Annotated in this window: 17 protein-coding genes and 1 pseudogene; 7 read left to right on the top strand and 11 right to left on the bottom strand. The window is 42.9% G+C overall.

The genetic code is table 11. The annotated features are described in order from the left end of the window. Positions 1-24 precede the first annotated feature (24 nt). On the top strand, positions 25-597 hold the full coding sequence (locus H0262_RS05085; protein WP_181209930.1) for a methylated-DNA--[protein]-cysteine S-methyltransferase: 573 nt from the start codon (positions 25-27) through the stop codon (positions 595-597). A gap of 85 nt (positions 598-682) precedes the next feature. Here H0262_RS05085 and H0262_RS05080 read toward each other — a convergent pair whose 3' ends face one another. After that, a complete protein-coding gene (locus tag H0262_RS05080) occupies positions 683-1432 on the bottom strand; it encodes a YebC/PmpR family DNA-binding transcriptional regulator (protein WP_011513810.1) in 750 nt (249 codons plus the stop codon). Positions 1433-1785: 353 nt separating this feature from the next. Between H0262_RS05080 and H0262_RS05075 the strand changes: the two genes are divergently transcribed. After that, on the top strand, positions 1786-2616 hold the full coding sequence (locus H0262_RS05075) for an ion transporter (RefSeq protein ID WP_011513809.1): 831 nt from the start codon (positions 1786-1788) through the stop codon (positions 2614-2616). Between the two features lie 44 nt (positions 2617-2660). On the opposite strand, the gene H0262_RS05070 is transcribed toward H0262_RS05075, so the two are convergent. Both H0262_RS05070 and aroQ read right to left on the bottom strand, forming a co-directional pair. Next, the gene (locus H0262_RS05070) at positions 2661-3962 is read right to left on the bottom strand and encodes an AarF/ABC1/UbiB kinase family protein (RefSeq protein ID WP_181209929.1); all 1302 of its coding nucleotides are present in this window, start codon (positions 3960-3962) and stop codon (positions 2661-2663) included. A gap of 190 nt (positions 3963-4152) precedes the next feature. Then, a complete protein-coding gene (aroQ, locus tag H0262_RS05065; protein WP_181209928.1) occupies positions 4153-4689 on the bottom strand; it encodes a type II 3-dehydroquinate dehydratase in 537 nt (178 codons plus the stop codon). A 480-nt stretch (positions 4690-5169) separates the two neighbouring features. Between aroQ and H0262_RS05060 the strand changes: the two genes are divergently transcribed. Together H0262_RS05060 and H0262_RS05055 are read left to right on the top strand one after the other, a co-directional pair. Then, positions 5170-5385, top strand: coding sequence for a cold shock domain-containing protein (locus H0262_RS05060; RefSeq protein WP_181209927.1), 216 nt, complete (start codon positions 5170-5172; stop codon positions 5383-5385). 257 nt (positions 5386-5642) lie between these two features. Beyond that, positions 5643-6797, top strand: coding sequence for a DEAD/DEAH box helicase (locus H0262_RS05055; RefSeq protein ID WP_011513805.1), 1155 nt, complete (start codon positions 5643-5645; stop codon positions 6795-6797). Between the two features lie 124 nt (positions 6798-6921). On the opposite strand, the gene H0262_RS05050 is transcribed toward H0262_RS05055, so the two are convergent. From H0262_RS05050 to ilvA, 8 genes and pseudogenes are all read right to left on the bottom strand, one after another. Beyond that, on the bottom strand, positions 6922-7743 hold the full coding sequence (locus tag H0262_RS05050) for a sulfite exporter TauE/SafE family protein (RefSeq protein ID WP_133104592.1): 822 nt from the start codon (positions 7741-7743) through the stop codon (positions 6922-6924). A 97-nt stretch (positions 7744-7840) separates the two neighbouring features. Beyond that, positions 7841-8143 carry a cbb3-type cytochrome oxidase assembly protein CcoS gene (gene ccoS / locus H0262_RS05045; RefSeq protein WP_181209926.1) on the bottom strand — a complete coding sequence of 101 codons (303 nt, stop codon included), beginning with the start codon at positions 8141-8143 and terminating at the stop codon, positions 7841-7843. Between the two features lie 130 nt (positions 8144-8273). After that, positions 8274-9053, bottom strand: coding sequence for a YdcF family protein (locus H0262_RS05040; RefSeq protein WP_259275410.1), 780 nt, complete (start codon positions 9051-9053; stop codon positions 8274-8276). Beyond that, positions 9037-10158, bottom strand: a complete 1122-nt coding sequence (murB, locus tag H0262_RS05035; protein WP_181209925.1) for a UDP-N-acetylmuramate dehydrogenase — start codon at positions 10156-10158, stop codon at positions 9037-9039. Before murB ends, H0262_RS05040 begins: the two co-directional genes overlap by 17 nt. 97 nt (positions 10159-10255) lie before the next feature. Beyond that, complete coding sequence (locus H0262_RS05030; RefSeq protein ID WP_011513800.1) at positions 10256-10750, bottom strand: low molecular weight protein-tyrosine-phosphatase; 495 nt, start codon at positions 10748-10750, stop codon at positions 10256-10258. A 225-nt stretch (positions 10751-10975) separates the two neighbouring features. Further along, a complete protein-coding gene (locus tag H0262_RS05025) occupies positions 10976-11416 on the bottom strand; it encodes an RNA-binding S4 domain-containing protein (protein WP_133104596.1) in 441 nt (146 codons plus the stop codon). Between the two features lie 97 nt (positions 11417-11513). After that, a pseudogene (locus H0262_RS13130) lies at positions 11514-11573 on the bottom strand (excalibur calcium-binding domain-containing protein); the annotation flags it as partial. A 95-nt stretch (positions 11574-11668) separates the two neighbouring features. Beyond that, the gene (ilvA, locus tag H0262_RS05015) at positions 11669-13222 is read right to left on the bottom strand and encodes a threonine ammonia-lyase, biosynthetic (protein WP_181209924.1); all 1554 of its coding nucleotides are present in this window, start codon (positions 13220-13222) and stop codon (positions 11669-11671) included. 280 nt (positions 13223-13502) lie between these two features. Between ilvA and H0262_RS05010 the strand changes: the two genes are divergently transcribed. From H0262_RS05010 to arsH, 3 genes are all read left to right on the top strand, one after another. After that, positions 13503-13895 carry a helix-turn-helix transcriptional regulator gene (locus tag H0262_RS05010; RefSeq protein WP_181209923.1) on the top strand — a complete coding sequence of 131 codons (393 nt, stop codon included), beginning with the start codon at positions 13503-13505 and terminating at the stop codon, positions 13893-13895. A 59-nt stretch (positions 13896-13954) separates the two neighbouring features. Then, positions 13955-14362, top strand: coding sequence for an arsenate reductase (glutaredoxin) (gene arsC / locus H0262_RS05005; protein ID WP_181209922.1), 408 nt, complete (start codon positions 13955-13957; stop codon positions 14360-14362). A 67-nt stretch (positions 14363-14429) separates the two neighbouring features. Continuing rightward, positions 14430-15140 (top strand): arsenical resistance protein ArsH, encoded by a 711-nt coding sequence (arsH, locus tag H0262_RS05000; RefSeq protein WP_181210154.1) that lies wholly within the window; start codon positions 14430-14432, stop codon positions 15138-15140. Positions 15141-15261 lie beyond the last annotated feature (121 nt).

Raw genomic sequence — 15261 nt, 5'->3', positions numbered from 1 at the left:
TACAACGATTTGAAAGGAGTAGTCATGATAGTCACCACAGCCGCTTTTGGATCTAATCAGTTAACATTAATTGCGAGTGTCAATGAGCATAGTAGTCCTAAGCTGGTTGAAGTCAATTGGCTGCTGGCAGGTGACTCTTGGCACAGATCGAAATCTATTCCCAAGCTTAAAAAGCATTATGGTATTGACGATCAAAGCTTCACATTCATAGATAAAGACAGCCTAAGCAAAAATGAACCTGCTCAAGCATTATTAATAGAGGCTATAGCACAATTAACGGAGTATTTTAACGGTGAGCGTCAAGCGTTCGATTTGCCACTAGATGTAAGCTTAGGAACTAAGTTTCAGCAGCGAGTTTGGCAAGCACTACAAGATATTGCTTATGGTGAGACGATTAGCTATGCAACGCTGGCACAAAATGTCGATAGTCCCAAAGGCTTTCGTGCGGTTGCGAATGCCAATAGTAAAAACCCTTTTAGTATTATCGTTCCGTGTCATCGTGTTATTGCAAGCGACGGCAAACTTGGTGGTTATACAGGCGGCTTAGATAAGAAAACGCATTTGTTAGCGCTTGAAGGCATCACGTGCAAAGCTTAGTTTGAAGTAATTGCTCGTCACATATTGCTGAACAAAAAAGCCAAACGCTAAAAACGTTTGGCTTTTTTAATACAAAGCACAAAAATTACTGCTCAAGCTGTGCCATGACTTCGTCTGAAAAATTGACGTTGCTATAAACTTCTTGCACATCATCAATATCTTCTAACATATCAATCATCTTCATGACTTTTTCGGCATCTGCAACGTTGTCTATTTCAGCACTGGTTGATGGCGACATGGTTACTTCAGCATTGTCAGAGACTAAACCAGCAGCATTAAGCGCGTCTTTAACATGACCGAAATTTTCCCACTCAGTGATGACAAGCAAGCTTTCGCCATCATTTTCGATATCAAGCGCGCCTGCATCTAATGCCACTAGCATAACTTCATCTTCTAAACTTGTGTCATTAAAGCTTATTTCACCGCGTTTATTGAATAGGTAAGCCACAGAGCCAGTAGTACCCAGATTGCCATCATTTTTGGTAAAAGCATGGCGTACTTCACTGACTGTCCGATTGAGATTGTCAGTCATGGTTTCGACTAATACTGCGACGCCGCCGATGCCATAACCTTCATAGCTGACTTCGTCCATATTGTCATTGTCATCACCGCCTGTACCACGAGCTACCGCACGATTGATGGTGTCTCTTGTCATATTGACGGACAGGGCTTTTTCAATGACCGCACGTAGGCGCGGATTCTTATCAGGGTCAGGATCACCTTGCTTGGCAGCAGAAACAATTTCACGAATAATTTTGGTAAATACTTTACCTTTTACCGCATCCTGACGGGCTTTACGGTGTTTGATATTTGCCCATTTTGAATGGCCTGCCATATGACGTCCTTAAGTATTACGAGTGATGTATTGTACAGCTAAAACATTTATTGGTAAAAATTTTTTATAGCTACAGCAGTTTTATTACCTGATTGCGCTGTTAAGCTCAGGTAAGTGATCTGTCGCTAAGTTAACGATTTGTATGTTGTTAATAGCGCTTTTTTGCTACACTGCTATGTTCTGGCTTTTGACCCGCTATCGATTATTCTCGTAGTGACGGATAGCAGCCGATAGCCACATTACTTTCAATATTATAAACCACTTTCACGTATTTTGACCAATCTTAGCTTATGCATATACGCCTAAGTTGTCCGGTTTTAGATATCCATTGATCCTATGATTTGATTGACTTTATGAAGCAGCCGAATACCGAAGCCGTTACTCATTTGCGTAACCGCATTCATATTATTATTGAAGGTACAGATACTCGTTTGGGTAAGCTGTTTGATATTGTATTGTTGATCGCGATTTTGGCCAGTGTGGCGGTCGTGATGCTCGATAGTGTGCTCTATATGCGCTTGCAGTATGGCACGCTGTTTTTATATGCAGAATGGTTTTTTACTATTTTGTTTACGATTGAGTATATGCTCAGGTTGTTCTCAGCGCCCAATCGCTTTCGTTACGTGTTTAGTTTTTTTGGGATAGTGGATTTATTGTCCGTACTACCGAGCTACTTAAGCTTAATGTTTGTGGGCGTACAGTACTTACTTGTCATTCGTATCTTACGTATTTTGCGTATCTTTCGGGTACTTAAGCTTGAAGCCTATATGCAACAAGCAGGGTTTTTGGCGTCTGCGCTTAGAACCAGTCAGCAAAAAATCACGGTATTTTTCTTATCACTGGTGCTACTGGTCACCATTTTTGGCTCGATTATCTATGTCGTAGAAGGACCAGAAAACGGCTTTACCAGTATTCCGCTATCTATCTACTGGGCAGTTGTTACCATGACGACGGTTGGTTACGGCGACATGTCACCAAAAACACCATTGGGGCAAGCCATTGCAACCATGGTCATGATTACAGGTTACTCAATCATTGCTGTACCGACAGGGATTTTCACCTCAGAGCTTGCACGTAATATGCGCCCGCAGCTCAATCCTGTCACGTGTCCAAACTGTGGTAAATTTGGTCACGCAGTAGGTGCGGATTTTTGTGACCGCTGTGGACATGCCTTGCATGTATAACCAATACTAAAACTTGTCCTATATATTTATAGCCATTTAACGCTCTAAAAACCTATATATTCATGTACCAGTGGCGACAAATCTATCGTCACTCCTAGATTGACTAGGTTCCAGTATTGTCCTGATATAGTACGGTCGAGCATCATCGTAGAGGCTGATGGTTGAAACTGTCCAAAGTATTTCAAAGAAGTGCGCATTTGGTCGATGGCTTCATGATGGGTTTGACTGCTTGCAAAATCAAAATCACCGTCTTGATAGGGTTTGATAGATAAGGGTTTCAGCCCAATCTCTAACCATTTTCCATAAAACTCGCCCGGTACGATTTTATCGTCTTCACGGCGTATATCCAGAGCAACCAAATCTTGCTCAAGGGCAGTGACATCACCTTTTAAGGCATGCTTGGCAAATCGGCGAAATAATTGAACTTCGCTGTCGCTATAGCTACGAATCCCGCCAAAATCATAGGCAACCACACTGCCATCAGCACGGAACGCAAAGTTGCCCGGATGAGGGTCGCAGTGCATTCGATATAACCCAAACAGCTGCCCTGCGGTAAAATGAAACAAGCGCACTGCGATTTTCTGCTTAATATCATTATCCCACGTTGCTGCCACTGTCAAGGTTTCGCCGCTCTCTTCTGTCAAGGTCAAGATTCTTTTAGAAGAGTGACTGCTAATCACTTTTGGGATAATGAGACCCGTATCTTCGGCATGAAAAGCGCCAAATACCCGCAGATTATGCGCCTCTTTAATATAATCAAGCTCATCATGTAAGCTTTGGCGAATTTCGTGAAATAACTGCTCTTGCAATTGCTTACTCATATTGAGCACGCCAGCGATTTTTAGTGCCATACGCACTTGTTTTAGGTCGCTATCACAATTTTTGTCGACATCAGGGTATTGCACCTTAACCACAACCCTTTGTCCAGATGGCAAAATTGCGCGATGTACCTGTCCGATGGAAGCTGCAGCAAATGGCATTTCTTCGAATTCAGTAAACAATTCATGAATAGGTGCTTTGAGCTCACGTTCAACTTGTGTGCGTATCTGCGCATAGGGCATCGCCGGTGCATCTTTTTGCAGTTTCTCTAATGCGGTTGCAACTTCAGGTGGGAACACATCTTTATATTGCGAGGCAATTTGACCTACCTTCATGACCGCACCTTTCATCTCACCTAAAGTTTCAGCGATTTGAATACCGACATCTTGCATCAATTCTGAGCGCGCTTGTAGGCGTTTTTCTTCGTCACTTGAGAGATGCTTTAGGGAGTTTTTAGCTGCTTTTCCAGCAATACTTGCTGTCATACCAGCAAGTTTCATAAAGCGCGTTCCGGACGATTTTGCCATGCCTATCACCATATAGTGGGGTATTTAGTGGGTTATTATTTAACCCCTAATATTATTATTTTAATCGAATGAATGCTGTTTAACTACTGTGCTAAAAGTATCGCAATAACGGTTTGTGTAGTACTTGTCGCAGTAATTTTTGTCATGTGTTCGGCAGTATTATTTAGATAAAAACCTTAACGCCATTAAACTACTTATTCAGTGTTATTGCATAAGTATGGGTCAGCCAATAATCCAATGCCATATCATAGCCCAAATGCCCCAAACCACAAATCACGCCAACCGCTACATCACATAAATAAGAATGCTCGCGAAACGACTCGCGTGCGTGGACGTTAGATAAATGTACTTCTATAAATGGCTTTTGGGTAGCAAGTAGCGCATCGCGTATCGCAACAGACGTATGAGTAAAAGCAGCAGGATTGATGATTATGGCATCGATCTGTGCGCTTGGCTCTGCCAATAGACCGTAATACTGAATATCATCGACCAGTTTGCCTTCGTGATTCGACTGACTACAAATTAGCTCAATACCATATGCCGCGGCGCGCTTGATTAAAGCACTCTCAATATCAGCAAGCGTCATATGACCATAAATATCAGGCTCACGTTTGCCGAGTAGATTTAGATTGACACCATTAATCAATAATAGCTTATGAGTAAGGGTTTTATTGGCTTTTTTATGGGAAGCAGTGCTGGTCGTTGCTGATTGAGATGAGGCGGTCATAATGGTCTCTATGAGTAGCAATGAATATGTCTAGATAAATTATTGGTGAGTATAAGCGTACTACAATAACAGGTGTTAGGAAACATAGCGCTCTCTATCCTTTTATATTAACAGCTTGCAAGCTAACTTATAAAAAAATAATTTTAAAAAATAGATCGAGGTATAAAAATCATCTTAAAAGCCTTTGTGTTGCTAAAAACCCGTGTTATGATATTTTTTACACAACAAACATTACCTGTTTGTTGCTAACTCTAGTTTGTTAGATAATTAACGCTTTTTTGATAAAGTAGTTTTAGTTTCTATCAAAGACTAGAGGCAGTAAAATGACTAAATACTAAAAGTAAGTATAAGGCTTTCATATTTCGCTAATACTGTATTAGATAGTCACTTTTAAGTTTTGATTTCATTATCTTGGTACCCGTTTATATGCAATGATGCAAAGGAATTTGGGACTAAGTAAACTTTTTAGGAAGTAATATTATGTCAGCTCGCGAGCAAGGTATCGTTAAGTGGTTTAATGACTCAAAAGGCTTTGGTTTCATTCAACGTGATAGCGGAGAAGATATTTTTGTGCATTTCCGCGCGATCCAAGGTGATGGTTATCGCTCTCTAAAAGACGGCGAAAAAGTTGAGTTCAGTATAGTAGAAGGTGATAAAGGCCTACAAGCTGAAGAAGTCAGAAAAGTAGAAGAGTAATCGTAACAGTCATTCGTGCAGTTTAGCTATAATGTCTGTACAAACTACTGATATACTACTGAGTCAAGCTCGTCCTGTCTTACTTATGTTGATTTTAACGCAGCATATTTGGTAAGTATCGACATGGGGCTTGGCTTTTTTATGCTTATCTGTTTTATAGGGCTTGCCTGTTGGCTAATGGTTGATATAAATCGTTAAGCCTTATAGCCTCTCATTTATTTATGATACACAAGCGATTTATATAAAAGGATATTTTTTTGAGTAACTTTACGACGTTTACGGATTTGCCACTTTCAGCAGCGACCTTGCGTGCAGTAAGTGACTTAGGTTTTACTGAATTGACGCCGATTCAAGCAAAAATACTGCCGCATACGCTGGCAAATCAAGATGCGATCGGACAGGCGCAGACGGGTACGGGCAAGACGGCTACATTTTTATTGACGATTATGGAGGCGTTACTTAAGCGTCCGTTTGCCGCTGATGAAGAACGTCATTTAGGTGAGCCACGTGCTGTCGTTATGGCACCTACCCGTGAGCTTGCTCAGCAAATATTCGATGACTGTATCGCTTTGACCAAATATACTTCTTTGCATAGCGTTTGTATTATGGGTGGTACCAATTATGAAACCCAGCAGCATGAGCTTGAGCGTCAATACGTCGATATCTTGATTGCCACACCTGGTCGTTTGATTGATTTGATGCATAAAGGTATGGTCTATTTAGACCGCGTAGAGGTGCTAGTATTAGACGAAGCAGACCGCATGCTCGATATGGGGTTTATACCCGATATCAAACGCTTAGTCGGTCGCATGCCGCCTAATACCGACCGTCAAAGTTTATTGTTTTCTGCTACCTTTAACCAAGATGTGATGGGTTTGGCTTATCGCTGGTTACATGAGCCAGAGTTTGTTGAGATTGAGCCTGAGCATAAAACCAGTGAGCTGGTAGACCAACATTTTTATCTCTTAACCGAAGATCAGAAGCTAGAAGCGGTTGAGCGTATTATCACGGATAGTACGGTAGAAAAGGTCATTATTTTTGCCAATCGTAAAGACCAAGTAAAGCGCCTATATCATAAGCTGCGTCAGGGACATAAAATTGTCATGTTGTCAGGCGATGTCATTCAACAAAAACGCGAAAAATATTTACAGCGCTTTAAAGACGGGCATGCCTCTGTTTTGGTCGCGACCGATGTAGCAGGGCGCGGTATTCATGTTGATGATGTCAGTCATGTGATTAATTATACCTTGCCAGACCAGCCAGATGACTATGTACACCGTATCGGTCGTACTGGGCGCGCTGGGCAAACCGGTATTAGTATTAGCTTTGTCAGCGAAGATGATGCCTTTAATATACCGGCATTAGAGAAGCATTTGGATACGAAGTTTAAGCTTGAGCAGTGGCAGCCTTAATCAGATTTTTTTAATTAAGCTCTAAAGTTTTTAAACAGCAAAAAGCCCTTGATAAATCATTAAGGGCTTTTTTATGCATGTAATATTGGTTATAACATTAAGCAATTATCATTGATTAGTAATGCTATTCCATCGTCACCGAGTCATTATTCATATTGTGCATACTGTGATCCATTTGGCTCATATCATGGTGAGTCGTATTATCCGTATCAGTCATCATCATAGTATCACCATGCGCCATGCCCATGCTATGACCGCCGCCATGGTCACCATGCATACTGGACATGGCGATAGGAACGAAGACCACAGCCAAACCTGATAATACCATCACAGCACCATTAAGCTGTCTTAAGCGAAAACGTCCAATCTTATCCCGTAACCAACCAACGGTCTCATGAGTAGCGACTAACATCGGTACGGTTCCTAAGCCAAAGATGAACATCAAGGCAGCACCACTGAGAGGGTTGTGCGCGACCACAGCGATAAGTAGGGCGCCATAGACTAAGCCACAAGGTAAGAATCCCCATAGAAGACCAGCAGACAATGCTCGCGGAAAAGTGTTGAGTGGAAATACTTTTTGACGAATAGGGCTTAGGTATTGCCAAAATCGCATACCAAAACGCTCAAGTCTCTTTAAAAATGGTGCACCAAGCATGGTCATGCCGACGAACACCAATACCAAACCAAGCAAAATACGTGGTGCACTATTGCCTTGCATCAACGGTTGTAATACGGCAGTACCTAACAGTCCTGCGATCAAACCCAAAAATGCGTAGCTAGTTAAGCGACCGAAATGATAGGTCGCCACCAATGCACGGCGCTTGGCGGGGCTGACATCCTTCATCGACAGACCAAAGGCAGTTACTAAGCCGCCACACATACCTAAGCAATGCGGTGAACCAAAAAAACCCATTAGTAATGCCGCAACGAGTAAAGCTGTGGTCATGGGAAGGTACTCCTAAAAATGGTAAAAGGCGTACCGACTTATCACTCTCTTATGCAGATAGAATAAGTGGGTAACGCATTAGTAAAATAGCCCAAGGCTATGTTTTTGAGTTCTTGTCTGTATCAGAGAGAGGAGTTGCAGCAATATCCGCATTATTTAGCTTATTAGATTCTTTTTCAATCGAAGTAGTAGCGCTCACTTCTTTTACTTCTTGAATAGGTGTTACATTTTCTTGAGCTTGTATGACTTGTCGACGTTCTTGACGATCATCTAAAATAATGCGCTGGGAGGCGTTATCCAAATCCTCGAATTGATTGGATTTGACCGCATAACGTACTGCCCAAATCGCGACCACAAACAGCATGAGACTTAATGGAATTAGTAAAAATATACTGAGCATGTCACATCTCTTTAATCGCAGTTTCTTTTACTATTATACACCTGTTGCCAGTGAGATGGTTGACCTGTAAGGATAAAGGGAAAAAGGTAGATAATTATGAGGGTATGTTTCTAAAATTGAGGTATAGACTCTAGTCGTCAGCAGTTTTGGCAACTTTACCTCTTGGAGTCAACAGCTGCTGCGACGTCACTTCTTTAGCTTGGCGACAATTTGCTTGAGGTCGTATCACATCGCGTAGATAGGCGGCAACTTCATAAACCGCCCGCCTAGAATGGCTTAAGTTTTGTGCTGGCTCCATCCAGTCACGTATAACGGGTAAGGGGGCATTAATCGCTGTGCTATTGATGCCGTTTAAGGCAAATTGTCTGCGAGCACGTGCCATATGGTAGCTGTCGGTGATGAGATAGACATGATGCAGAGGGATACGTTTTGCCGTAAATCGCGCATTCTCGCAAGTATTCATACTGGCATTTTCGCTGATTAACCCATCAATACCATGCTCAATCAGCCATTGACCAAGCCAAGGCGCTTCAGCACCACTGAGTACAATGGGCAGAGGAAGGTCGTGATAGGCTGTAGCGGCAGCACGGGCACGATTAAGGCTATAGCGATTGAGGATAATTTGGTTGTTATTATCATTGGTCAGACCGCCACCCAATACCACATAAGCGGTAGGCGGCGAGCTCATAGCAGCAGATGGCATTTTTGGTAATGGCAGATGAGCCAATATATAGACTACTGCTTGAGAAAATAGCGGCGTGAATAAACTGATGAGGACTAAAATAACTGTCGTTGCACCCAGCAAAAACGTGGCATTGATAATACGAAACAGCTTGATCATACGCTCAGCTGAACGTAAATAATGTCGCCATAGGCGATTAGACCATGACTGCTTAGACCACATGCTCATCGTATCCAATGGAGCCATCGGCATTTACCCATACTGGCTCACGCGACAGTTGAATCGCAAATTTCTTATAGACAGTATCTATAATATATTTTTGAGCAGCGGCGACATCTTGTTTGGTAGCAATATACGGCGCGTGATTGGTCAATACTAGCGCTTGATGCTGATGGGTAAAAATAGGCTCTATACCGCCGCCTTTTAGACCCGCTTGTTCGATAAGCCAGCCGGCTGCCACTTTAGTCATTGCGTCAGGCATTGGGTAGCCAACGATAGCCGGATAAGATGATTGCAGCGTAGCAAATTGATCTTGAGGGACAATAGGATTTTGAAAAAAGCTGCCGCAATTTGGTAATTGCTTCGGGTCAGGCAGCTTTTGCTGACGAATCTCAATGATGGCATGCATTACGTCAGCGGGCGTCGGTTTGGTGCGACCTTGCTGTATCGCATAGTTCTGTGCGACGGTCTGTACATCACCATAGCTTGCCAATATTTTTGTCGCATCAGTATGCAATCTAAAACCCACACGGCTGATTAGCCACGTATTCGGCTGACGTTTAAACATACTGTCACGATAGCCGAAATCGCAGTCGACTGTGGTCAAATCATGCCACGTTTGACTTGGCAGATGGTAAGCACGTACAGACTGTAAACAGTCCTCTAGCTGAACACCATAAGCGCCAATATTTTGTATGGGAGCAGCGCCAGTCAGACCAGGTATGAGGGCAAGGTTTTCGAGTCCATACCAGCCTTGAGCGACTGTATGTACCACCAAGTCGTGCCAGTTTTCACCTGCCATTACCTCGATATCGACATGAGAGTCTGTTTGCGCTGTCACCTTTATACCACGCATTTGTGGTCGTAAGACAATCGCATTGAGCTTTGCTGGTAGTAGCACATTGCTACCACCGGACAAGACAAATAATGGCTTTCTATGCTGAGTATCTTGCTCATAATACGCCATAAACTCATCAAGTTGCACCTCATCCGTTAAGGTAACTACAGAGTCAGCCATACATGCCAAAGCCATGGTATTGCTATGAGACAAATCAGCTACGTCATCAGATAGAGTATGTGGTGCACTGGGTTTAGAGCATAAAGCTGAAGTCATAACATAGCCTATGGGGCAAGTAAACAAAAAGTCATATGGTATTTATTATAAAGGATGCTAGGTATAAAGGTAGCAAAAATATAGCGCCTTATGATTACTATATCTTCCAGCTTTCAATCCAAGCTTGTGCACTTGATTCGATACGCTCGATTACCTCTTCAAAAGCATCGCCATCACCAGTGTATGGGTCTGGCACATCATCACCGCCGTAAGTGGGATCTTCCTCACTAAATAAAGCCAATTTGGCTAATTTTTTATCGGTATTTGTTATACCGTTTTTAATACTCTGCAAGTCTGCTAAATTTTGTGCATCCATCGCTAAGATTAAATCAAAATCGCGAAAGTCATCAGCACTGACTTGGCGCGCGACCAATTTATTGATGTTGTAACCATGAGCTTTAGCGTGACGCTGCGCGCGCTCATCAGGTGCATGCCCAATATGCCAATCCCCAGTGCCTGCCGAATCTACCTTCATCGACAACCCTGCAATCGCTGCTTGCTGACGAAAAATCTCTTCAGCAGTTGGTGAACGGCAGATATTCCCCAAACAGACCAATAATACAGATGACGGAGTAGACGCTTTGATGGGCATATGATGACCTTTTGTCGCAATAAAAAAACATGCTATCAAAATCAACACTAAAAATGTGATTTATAAGCATGCTATAGAGTGTAAGTTAATGAGTGATAGCGTAACGGTTAATACCTTGAATGGCAAGGGCGGAGAGTAAACAATAGGGTCAGCGGTTCATGCATACCCGCTAGCCGTATTATTATTTAAGATGAGGCGATATTATTACTGATCTTACCAAGAGAGCTAATCTTGATTGCTCTTAAAACGATGTAAATCACGGCGCTCTTTTTTATTGGGTTTGTTGTCTGGACGGGCAAGGTTGGCAAGTTTACGCTGCTCAGCATAATAGTCACGGCGAGCGATGCTTTCTTCGGTTTCTGAATACAATACTTCAGCTGCTGTTGCGTTACCGCGTTGCGCCGTTAGTGCTTCAACAACGACTGTCTTTTCAGTCATGGCAGTGGCTGATCCTTGACGAATCTGCAATTCATCGCCAACGGTAATCTCTTTACTGGTCTTTGCGCGGCTACCTGCATAATGTACGCGCCCGCTTTCGATGGCTTCTTTGGCAAGAGTGCGAGTGCGGTAAAAGCGTGCAGCCCATAACCATTTATCAAGACGCATACGAACAGCATCAGGATTGCTATGACTGGGCTGATTGTGGTTTTTATTATGTTTACTCATCAAAACCTCATAGATATCAATAACGTAAGATTATAATGGTGGTATTTTTAATAATTAAAAGAGCATTAAGCGATTAACATCGTTTTTGTCATTGAAGTTATTGACAACACTGCTGTTCACAGGGGATGCCGTCATGGTTATTATCCATTTTTGTATTAGGACAGTGCTATAAGATTTAAGTGGCTTCTGTGCATTATGTCATTTGGGATTAATGCTTTCGGCCACTGATAAATTGATAGTCTACGTTTATTTTTATTTCAAAAACAAATGATAACCAACATTATCATTAAGCATGGTGCAGTCGTAACCGATATCGAGCAGCGCATCTTGTAGCTGGCGAGAGTTACCCTCAGAAGCTTGTAAACCGACCAATACTCGACCTTCAGCAGCGCCATGATTGCGATAATGAAACAAGGTAATATTAAAATCGTCACCCAATTTTTCTAAAAAGGTCAATAAAGCGCCTGGACGTTCTGGGAAAGTGACTTGTAATAACTGCTCATTTTCAACATGAGCATGACCACCAATCAGATGACGGATATGGGATTTGGCGACATCGTCATCGGTCAAGTCGTGTGCTGTATAGCCATCAGCTACCAATTGCGTACGGATGGTTTGACGCTCTTTGTCACCTTCTTTTAATGCAATCCCGACGAATATCGCCGCAGGTTCCATAGAATCAGGTGATTTCTTACTATCAGCACGGTAATTAAACTCAGTAATATTACGACCGTGTAGGCTACGACAGAAGTTTAAGAAAGCGCCAGTCTGCTCAGGGATCGTTACGCCAAAGATGGCTTCTTTTTTCTCACCAATCTCAGTACGCTCAGCGATGTAGCGCAAGCGATCAAAATTCATATTGGCACCGCAAATGATGGCGACGCAGTTTTTGCCTTGTAGGTTATGAGCCTCGATGTATTTTTTCATACCAGCAACTGGCAGCGCGCCAGCAGGCTCAACGATACTACGGTTCTCTTCAAAGATATCTTTGACAGCAGCGCAAACTTCATCGTTGGTACAAGTGACGACTTCAGGATCGACGACAGGACCGGACTTATCGCTCTTCTGCATACGAACAATATCAAACGGTAATTCGCCGATTTGGGCAACTGCCACACCATCGACGAACAGTCCCACTTGTTCAAGTTTGACTCGCTCATTAGCTTCAAGCGCCGCTTTTAGTGAAGCTGATTGGTCGGCTTCTACAGCAATGACTTTGACATGCGGGGCAACTTCGCCCAAAAACGCAGCGACGCCAGAAATCAGACCACCACCACCAACTGCTACAAAAACGTAATCCATATTGCGCCATTGCTGGGTGAGCTCAAGCCCGATAGTGCCTTGTCCAGCAATCACCAGCTCATCATCATATGGTGGGATAAAAGTCAGACCTTCACGCTCAGCGCGATCAATGGCATAGCGATTGGCTTCATCAAAGCTATCACCGTACAAGTCGACATTACCGCCAAGTGCTCTGACGGCATCTACTTTGATATCAGGAGTAGTGGTTGGCATAACGATAATGTTATTAAGAGCAAGTTTACGAGCAGAATAGGCAACCCCTTGGGCATGGTTGCCCGCCGATGCGCAAATCACGCCACGTGCTTTTTGCTCATCATTTAATTGGCTAATGCGATTATAAGCGCCGCGCAGTTTAAAGGATTTTACCGGTTGCAGGTCTTCACGTTTAAAACGAATGTCATTAGCAAAACGTTGGGTCAGCTTGGGTGCCGCTTCAAGTGGTGTTTGAATAGCAACGTCATAGACGGTGGCTTGCAAGATGGCTCGTACCCAATGTGACAGCATAATGATTCCTAAACTTGTGAATGTATGAATGAAAAAGTGCGATTAATTATAATTAAATAAGCAAGTCGCCAGCAGCGACAAAAAACGCAGAGAATGATAAAAATCAAATGGATTAGCCTATGCTGATTTTAAACATGTTGCAAGACACAATTACAGTTTTTGCGGTGGTTTGGTAGTCGATACTCATCAAATAAAGATAAATTATAACGAGTACGGCTTTTTTTGCTTATTTAGCCAAAAAAAACTTGAGTCATTTCCATATGTCTGTATTATTAGACATATGGAAATGACTCAAGCTATCATAAGTTTTGCCGCCCTCTCACAAGAAACCCGTTTAAAGGCATTTCGACTGCTGGTCAGTCACGAGCCTAAAGGATTACCTGCGGGTGAAATTGCGCGCCAATTGTCTGTGCCGCACAATACAATGTCAACGCACTTAGCTGTGCTGGCACGAGCAGGATGGGTGATATCAGAGCGCCAAAGTCGCCAGATTATCTATCGTGCTTCTTTATCACATATGCAGACCGTCATTGAGTTTTTATTACAAGATTGCTGCTCTGGACATCCAGAGCTGTGTGCGGCTCTTGTTAATAATTTAAATGGCTGTTCAACCGATAGTCGCGGTGGCATTAATGAGCTGGATGATAGTGTTAATAAACAGCGCAAGTGTTAAGTCACTACAAATCAAAACCCGCCCCCATTATACATTCATAAAAAATAGGTGAGATTACTATGACATCGTTGATTTTTCACAACCCAAAATGCGGTACTTCTCGTAATACCCTAGCCATTATGCAAGCGTCAGGGGATAATCCAGAGGTGATTGAATACCTTAAAACACCGCCGAGTCGCGAGTATTTGGTTGAGCTGTTGGAAAAAATGGCTCTCTCACCACGAGAGCTGTTACGCAGTAAAGAATCGATTAATGATGAGCTGGGTCTAGACAACCCTTCGGTATCTGATGACGAAATTATCGATGCTATGATTGACCATCCTATCTTAATCAACCGTCCTATCGTGGTCACAGATAAGGGCGCGGCATTGTGCCGACCATCGGAGCGAGTGTTTGAGTTACTAGAGAACCCCGTGAGTAGCTTCACTAAGGAAGATGGAGAGACTGTTTATGACGTTAAAGGTTGATAAAAAAAGCGCCGCAACAGTTTCGGAGACTATTGATTTGGATGAAAGGGGTCTTGACAAGGTAAATATGGATGATTTGCCTAATATTGATTCAAGTCTTATTCATCCTATCGATATTGAGTCTTTAATAGGCGCAAATGACTCACGCCATGCGCCAAAAATACTGGTGTTATACGGCTCATTGCGTACGCGTTCATTCTCTAAATTAGCAGCCGAGGAGGCGAGTCGTCTATTGCGCTGGTACGGCTGTGAGGTAAAGATGTTTGACCCATCTGGTTTGCCATTGCCGGATGATGCCGATATAGACCATCCTAAAGTGCAAGAGCTGCGTGAGCTTGCGCAGTGGTCAGAGGGTATGCTGTGGGTCAGTCCCGAACGTCACGGAAGTATGACCAGTATCATGAAAGCGCAAATCGATTGGATCCCGCTGTCATTGGGCGGCGTCCGACCAACCCAAGGCAAGACTTTAGCGATAATGCAAGTCAGCGGAGGTAGTCAAAGCTTTAATACGGTCAATCAGCTGCGTATTCTTGGGCGCTGGATGCGCATGATTACTATCCCAAATCAGTCGTCTATTCCAAAAGCCTTTTTGGAATTTAACGATGATAATCGCATGGATAAGTCGCCTTTATATCTGCGCCTTGTTGATGTTTGTGAGGAGCTGGTAAAGTTTACCTGGCTTACTCGTGGACGCTCAGCCTATCTGACTGATCGCTATTCTGAACGGGTAGAAAGTGCTGAGGAAGTATCAAAACGCGTTAATCAAAAATCGATTTAATTTTTAATTCTAAATTGACCTAATATCGATTCGATACTTATTCAATAAAATAGGCTAAATCAAGTAGGCTTCATGAAGCGCGTGCTTGAATAAGTGTCACTAAGTTTTCTTAAGTAAGTCT

It is taken from the genome of Psychrobacter sp. D2, assembly GCF_013608135.1.
Classification (GTDB): Bacteria; Pseudomonadota; Gammaproteobacteria; order Pseudomonadales; family Moraxellaceae; genus Psychrobacter; species Psychrobacter cryohalolentis.
Note: the sequence above shows the minus strand (reverse complement) of the source record. Positions and strands in the feature narration are given on the sequence as shown.

Bases quoted from the DNA above. Each gene is read 5' to 3' on its own strand.
- ilvA (WP_181209924.1), bottom strand. From the start codon at position 13,222: ATGCTGTCACATTGGGTACGAGCCATCTTGCAAGCCACCGTCTATGAC.
- H0262_RS05010 (WP_181209923.1), top strand. From the start codon at position 13,503: ATGGAAATGACTCAAGCTATCATAAGTTTTGCCGCCCTCTCACAAGAA.
- ccoS (WP_181209926.1), bottom strand. From the start codon at position 8,143: ATGCTCAGTATATTTTTACTAATTCCATTAAGTCTCATGCTGTTTGTG.
- aroQ (WP_181209928.1), bottom strand. From the start codon at position 4,689: ATGACCGCCTCATCTCAATCAGCAACGACCAGCACTGCTTCCCATAAA.
- H0262_RS05040 (WP_259275410.1), bottom strand. From the start codon at position 9,053: ATGAGCATGTGGTCTAAGCAGTCATGGTCTAATCGCCTATGGCGACAT.
- H0262_RS05060 (WP_181209927.1), top strand. From the start codon at position 5,170: ATGTCAGCTCGCGAGCAAGGTATCGTTAAGTGGTTTAATGACTCAAAA.
- H0262_RS05075 (WP_011513809.1), top strand. From the start codon at position 1,786: ATGAAGCAGCCGAATACCGAAGCCGTTACTCATTTGCGTAACCGCATT.
- H0262_RS05070 (WP_181209929.1), bottom strand. From the start codon at position 3,962: ATGGCAAAATCGTCCGGAACGCGCTTTATGAAACTTGCTGGTATGACA.
- H0262_RS05085 (WP_181209930.1), top strand. From the start codon at position 25: ATGATAGTCACCACAGCCGCTTTTGGATCTAATCAGTTAACATTAATT.
- arsH (WP_181210154.1), top strand. From the start codon at position 14,430: ATGGATGATTTGCCTAATATTGATTCAAGTCTTATTCATCCTATCGAT.
- murB (WP_181209925.1), bottom strand. From the start codon at position 10,158: ATGACTTCAGCTTTATGCTCTAAACCCAGTGCACCACATACTCTATCT.
- H0262_RS05030 (WP_011513800.1), bottom strand. From the start codon at position 10,750: ATGCCCATCAAAGCGTCTACTCCGTCATCTGTATTATTGGTCTGTTTG.
- H0262_RS05050 (WP_133104592.1), bottom strand. From the start codon at position 7,743: ATGACCACAGCTTTACTCGTTGCGGCATTACTAATGGGTTTTTTTGGT.
- arsC (WP_181209922.1), top strand. From the start codon at position 13,955: ATGACATCGTTGATTTTTCACAACCCAAAATGCGGTACTTCTCGTAAT.
- H0262_RS05080 (WP_011513810.1), bottom strand. From the start codon at position 1,432: ATGGCAGGCCATTCAAAATGGGCAAATATCAAACACCGTAAAGCCCGT.
- H0262_RS05025 (WP_133104596.1), bottom strand. From the start codon at position 11,416: ATGAGTAAACATAATAAAAACCACAATCAGCCCAGTCATAGCAATCCT.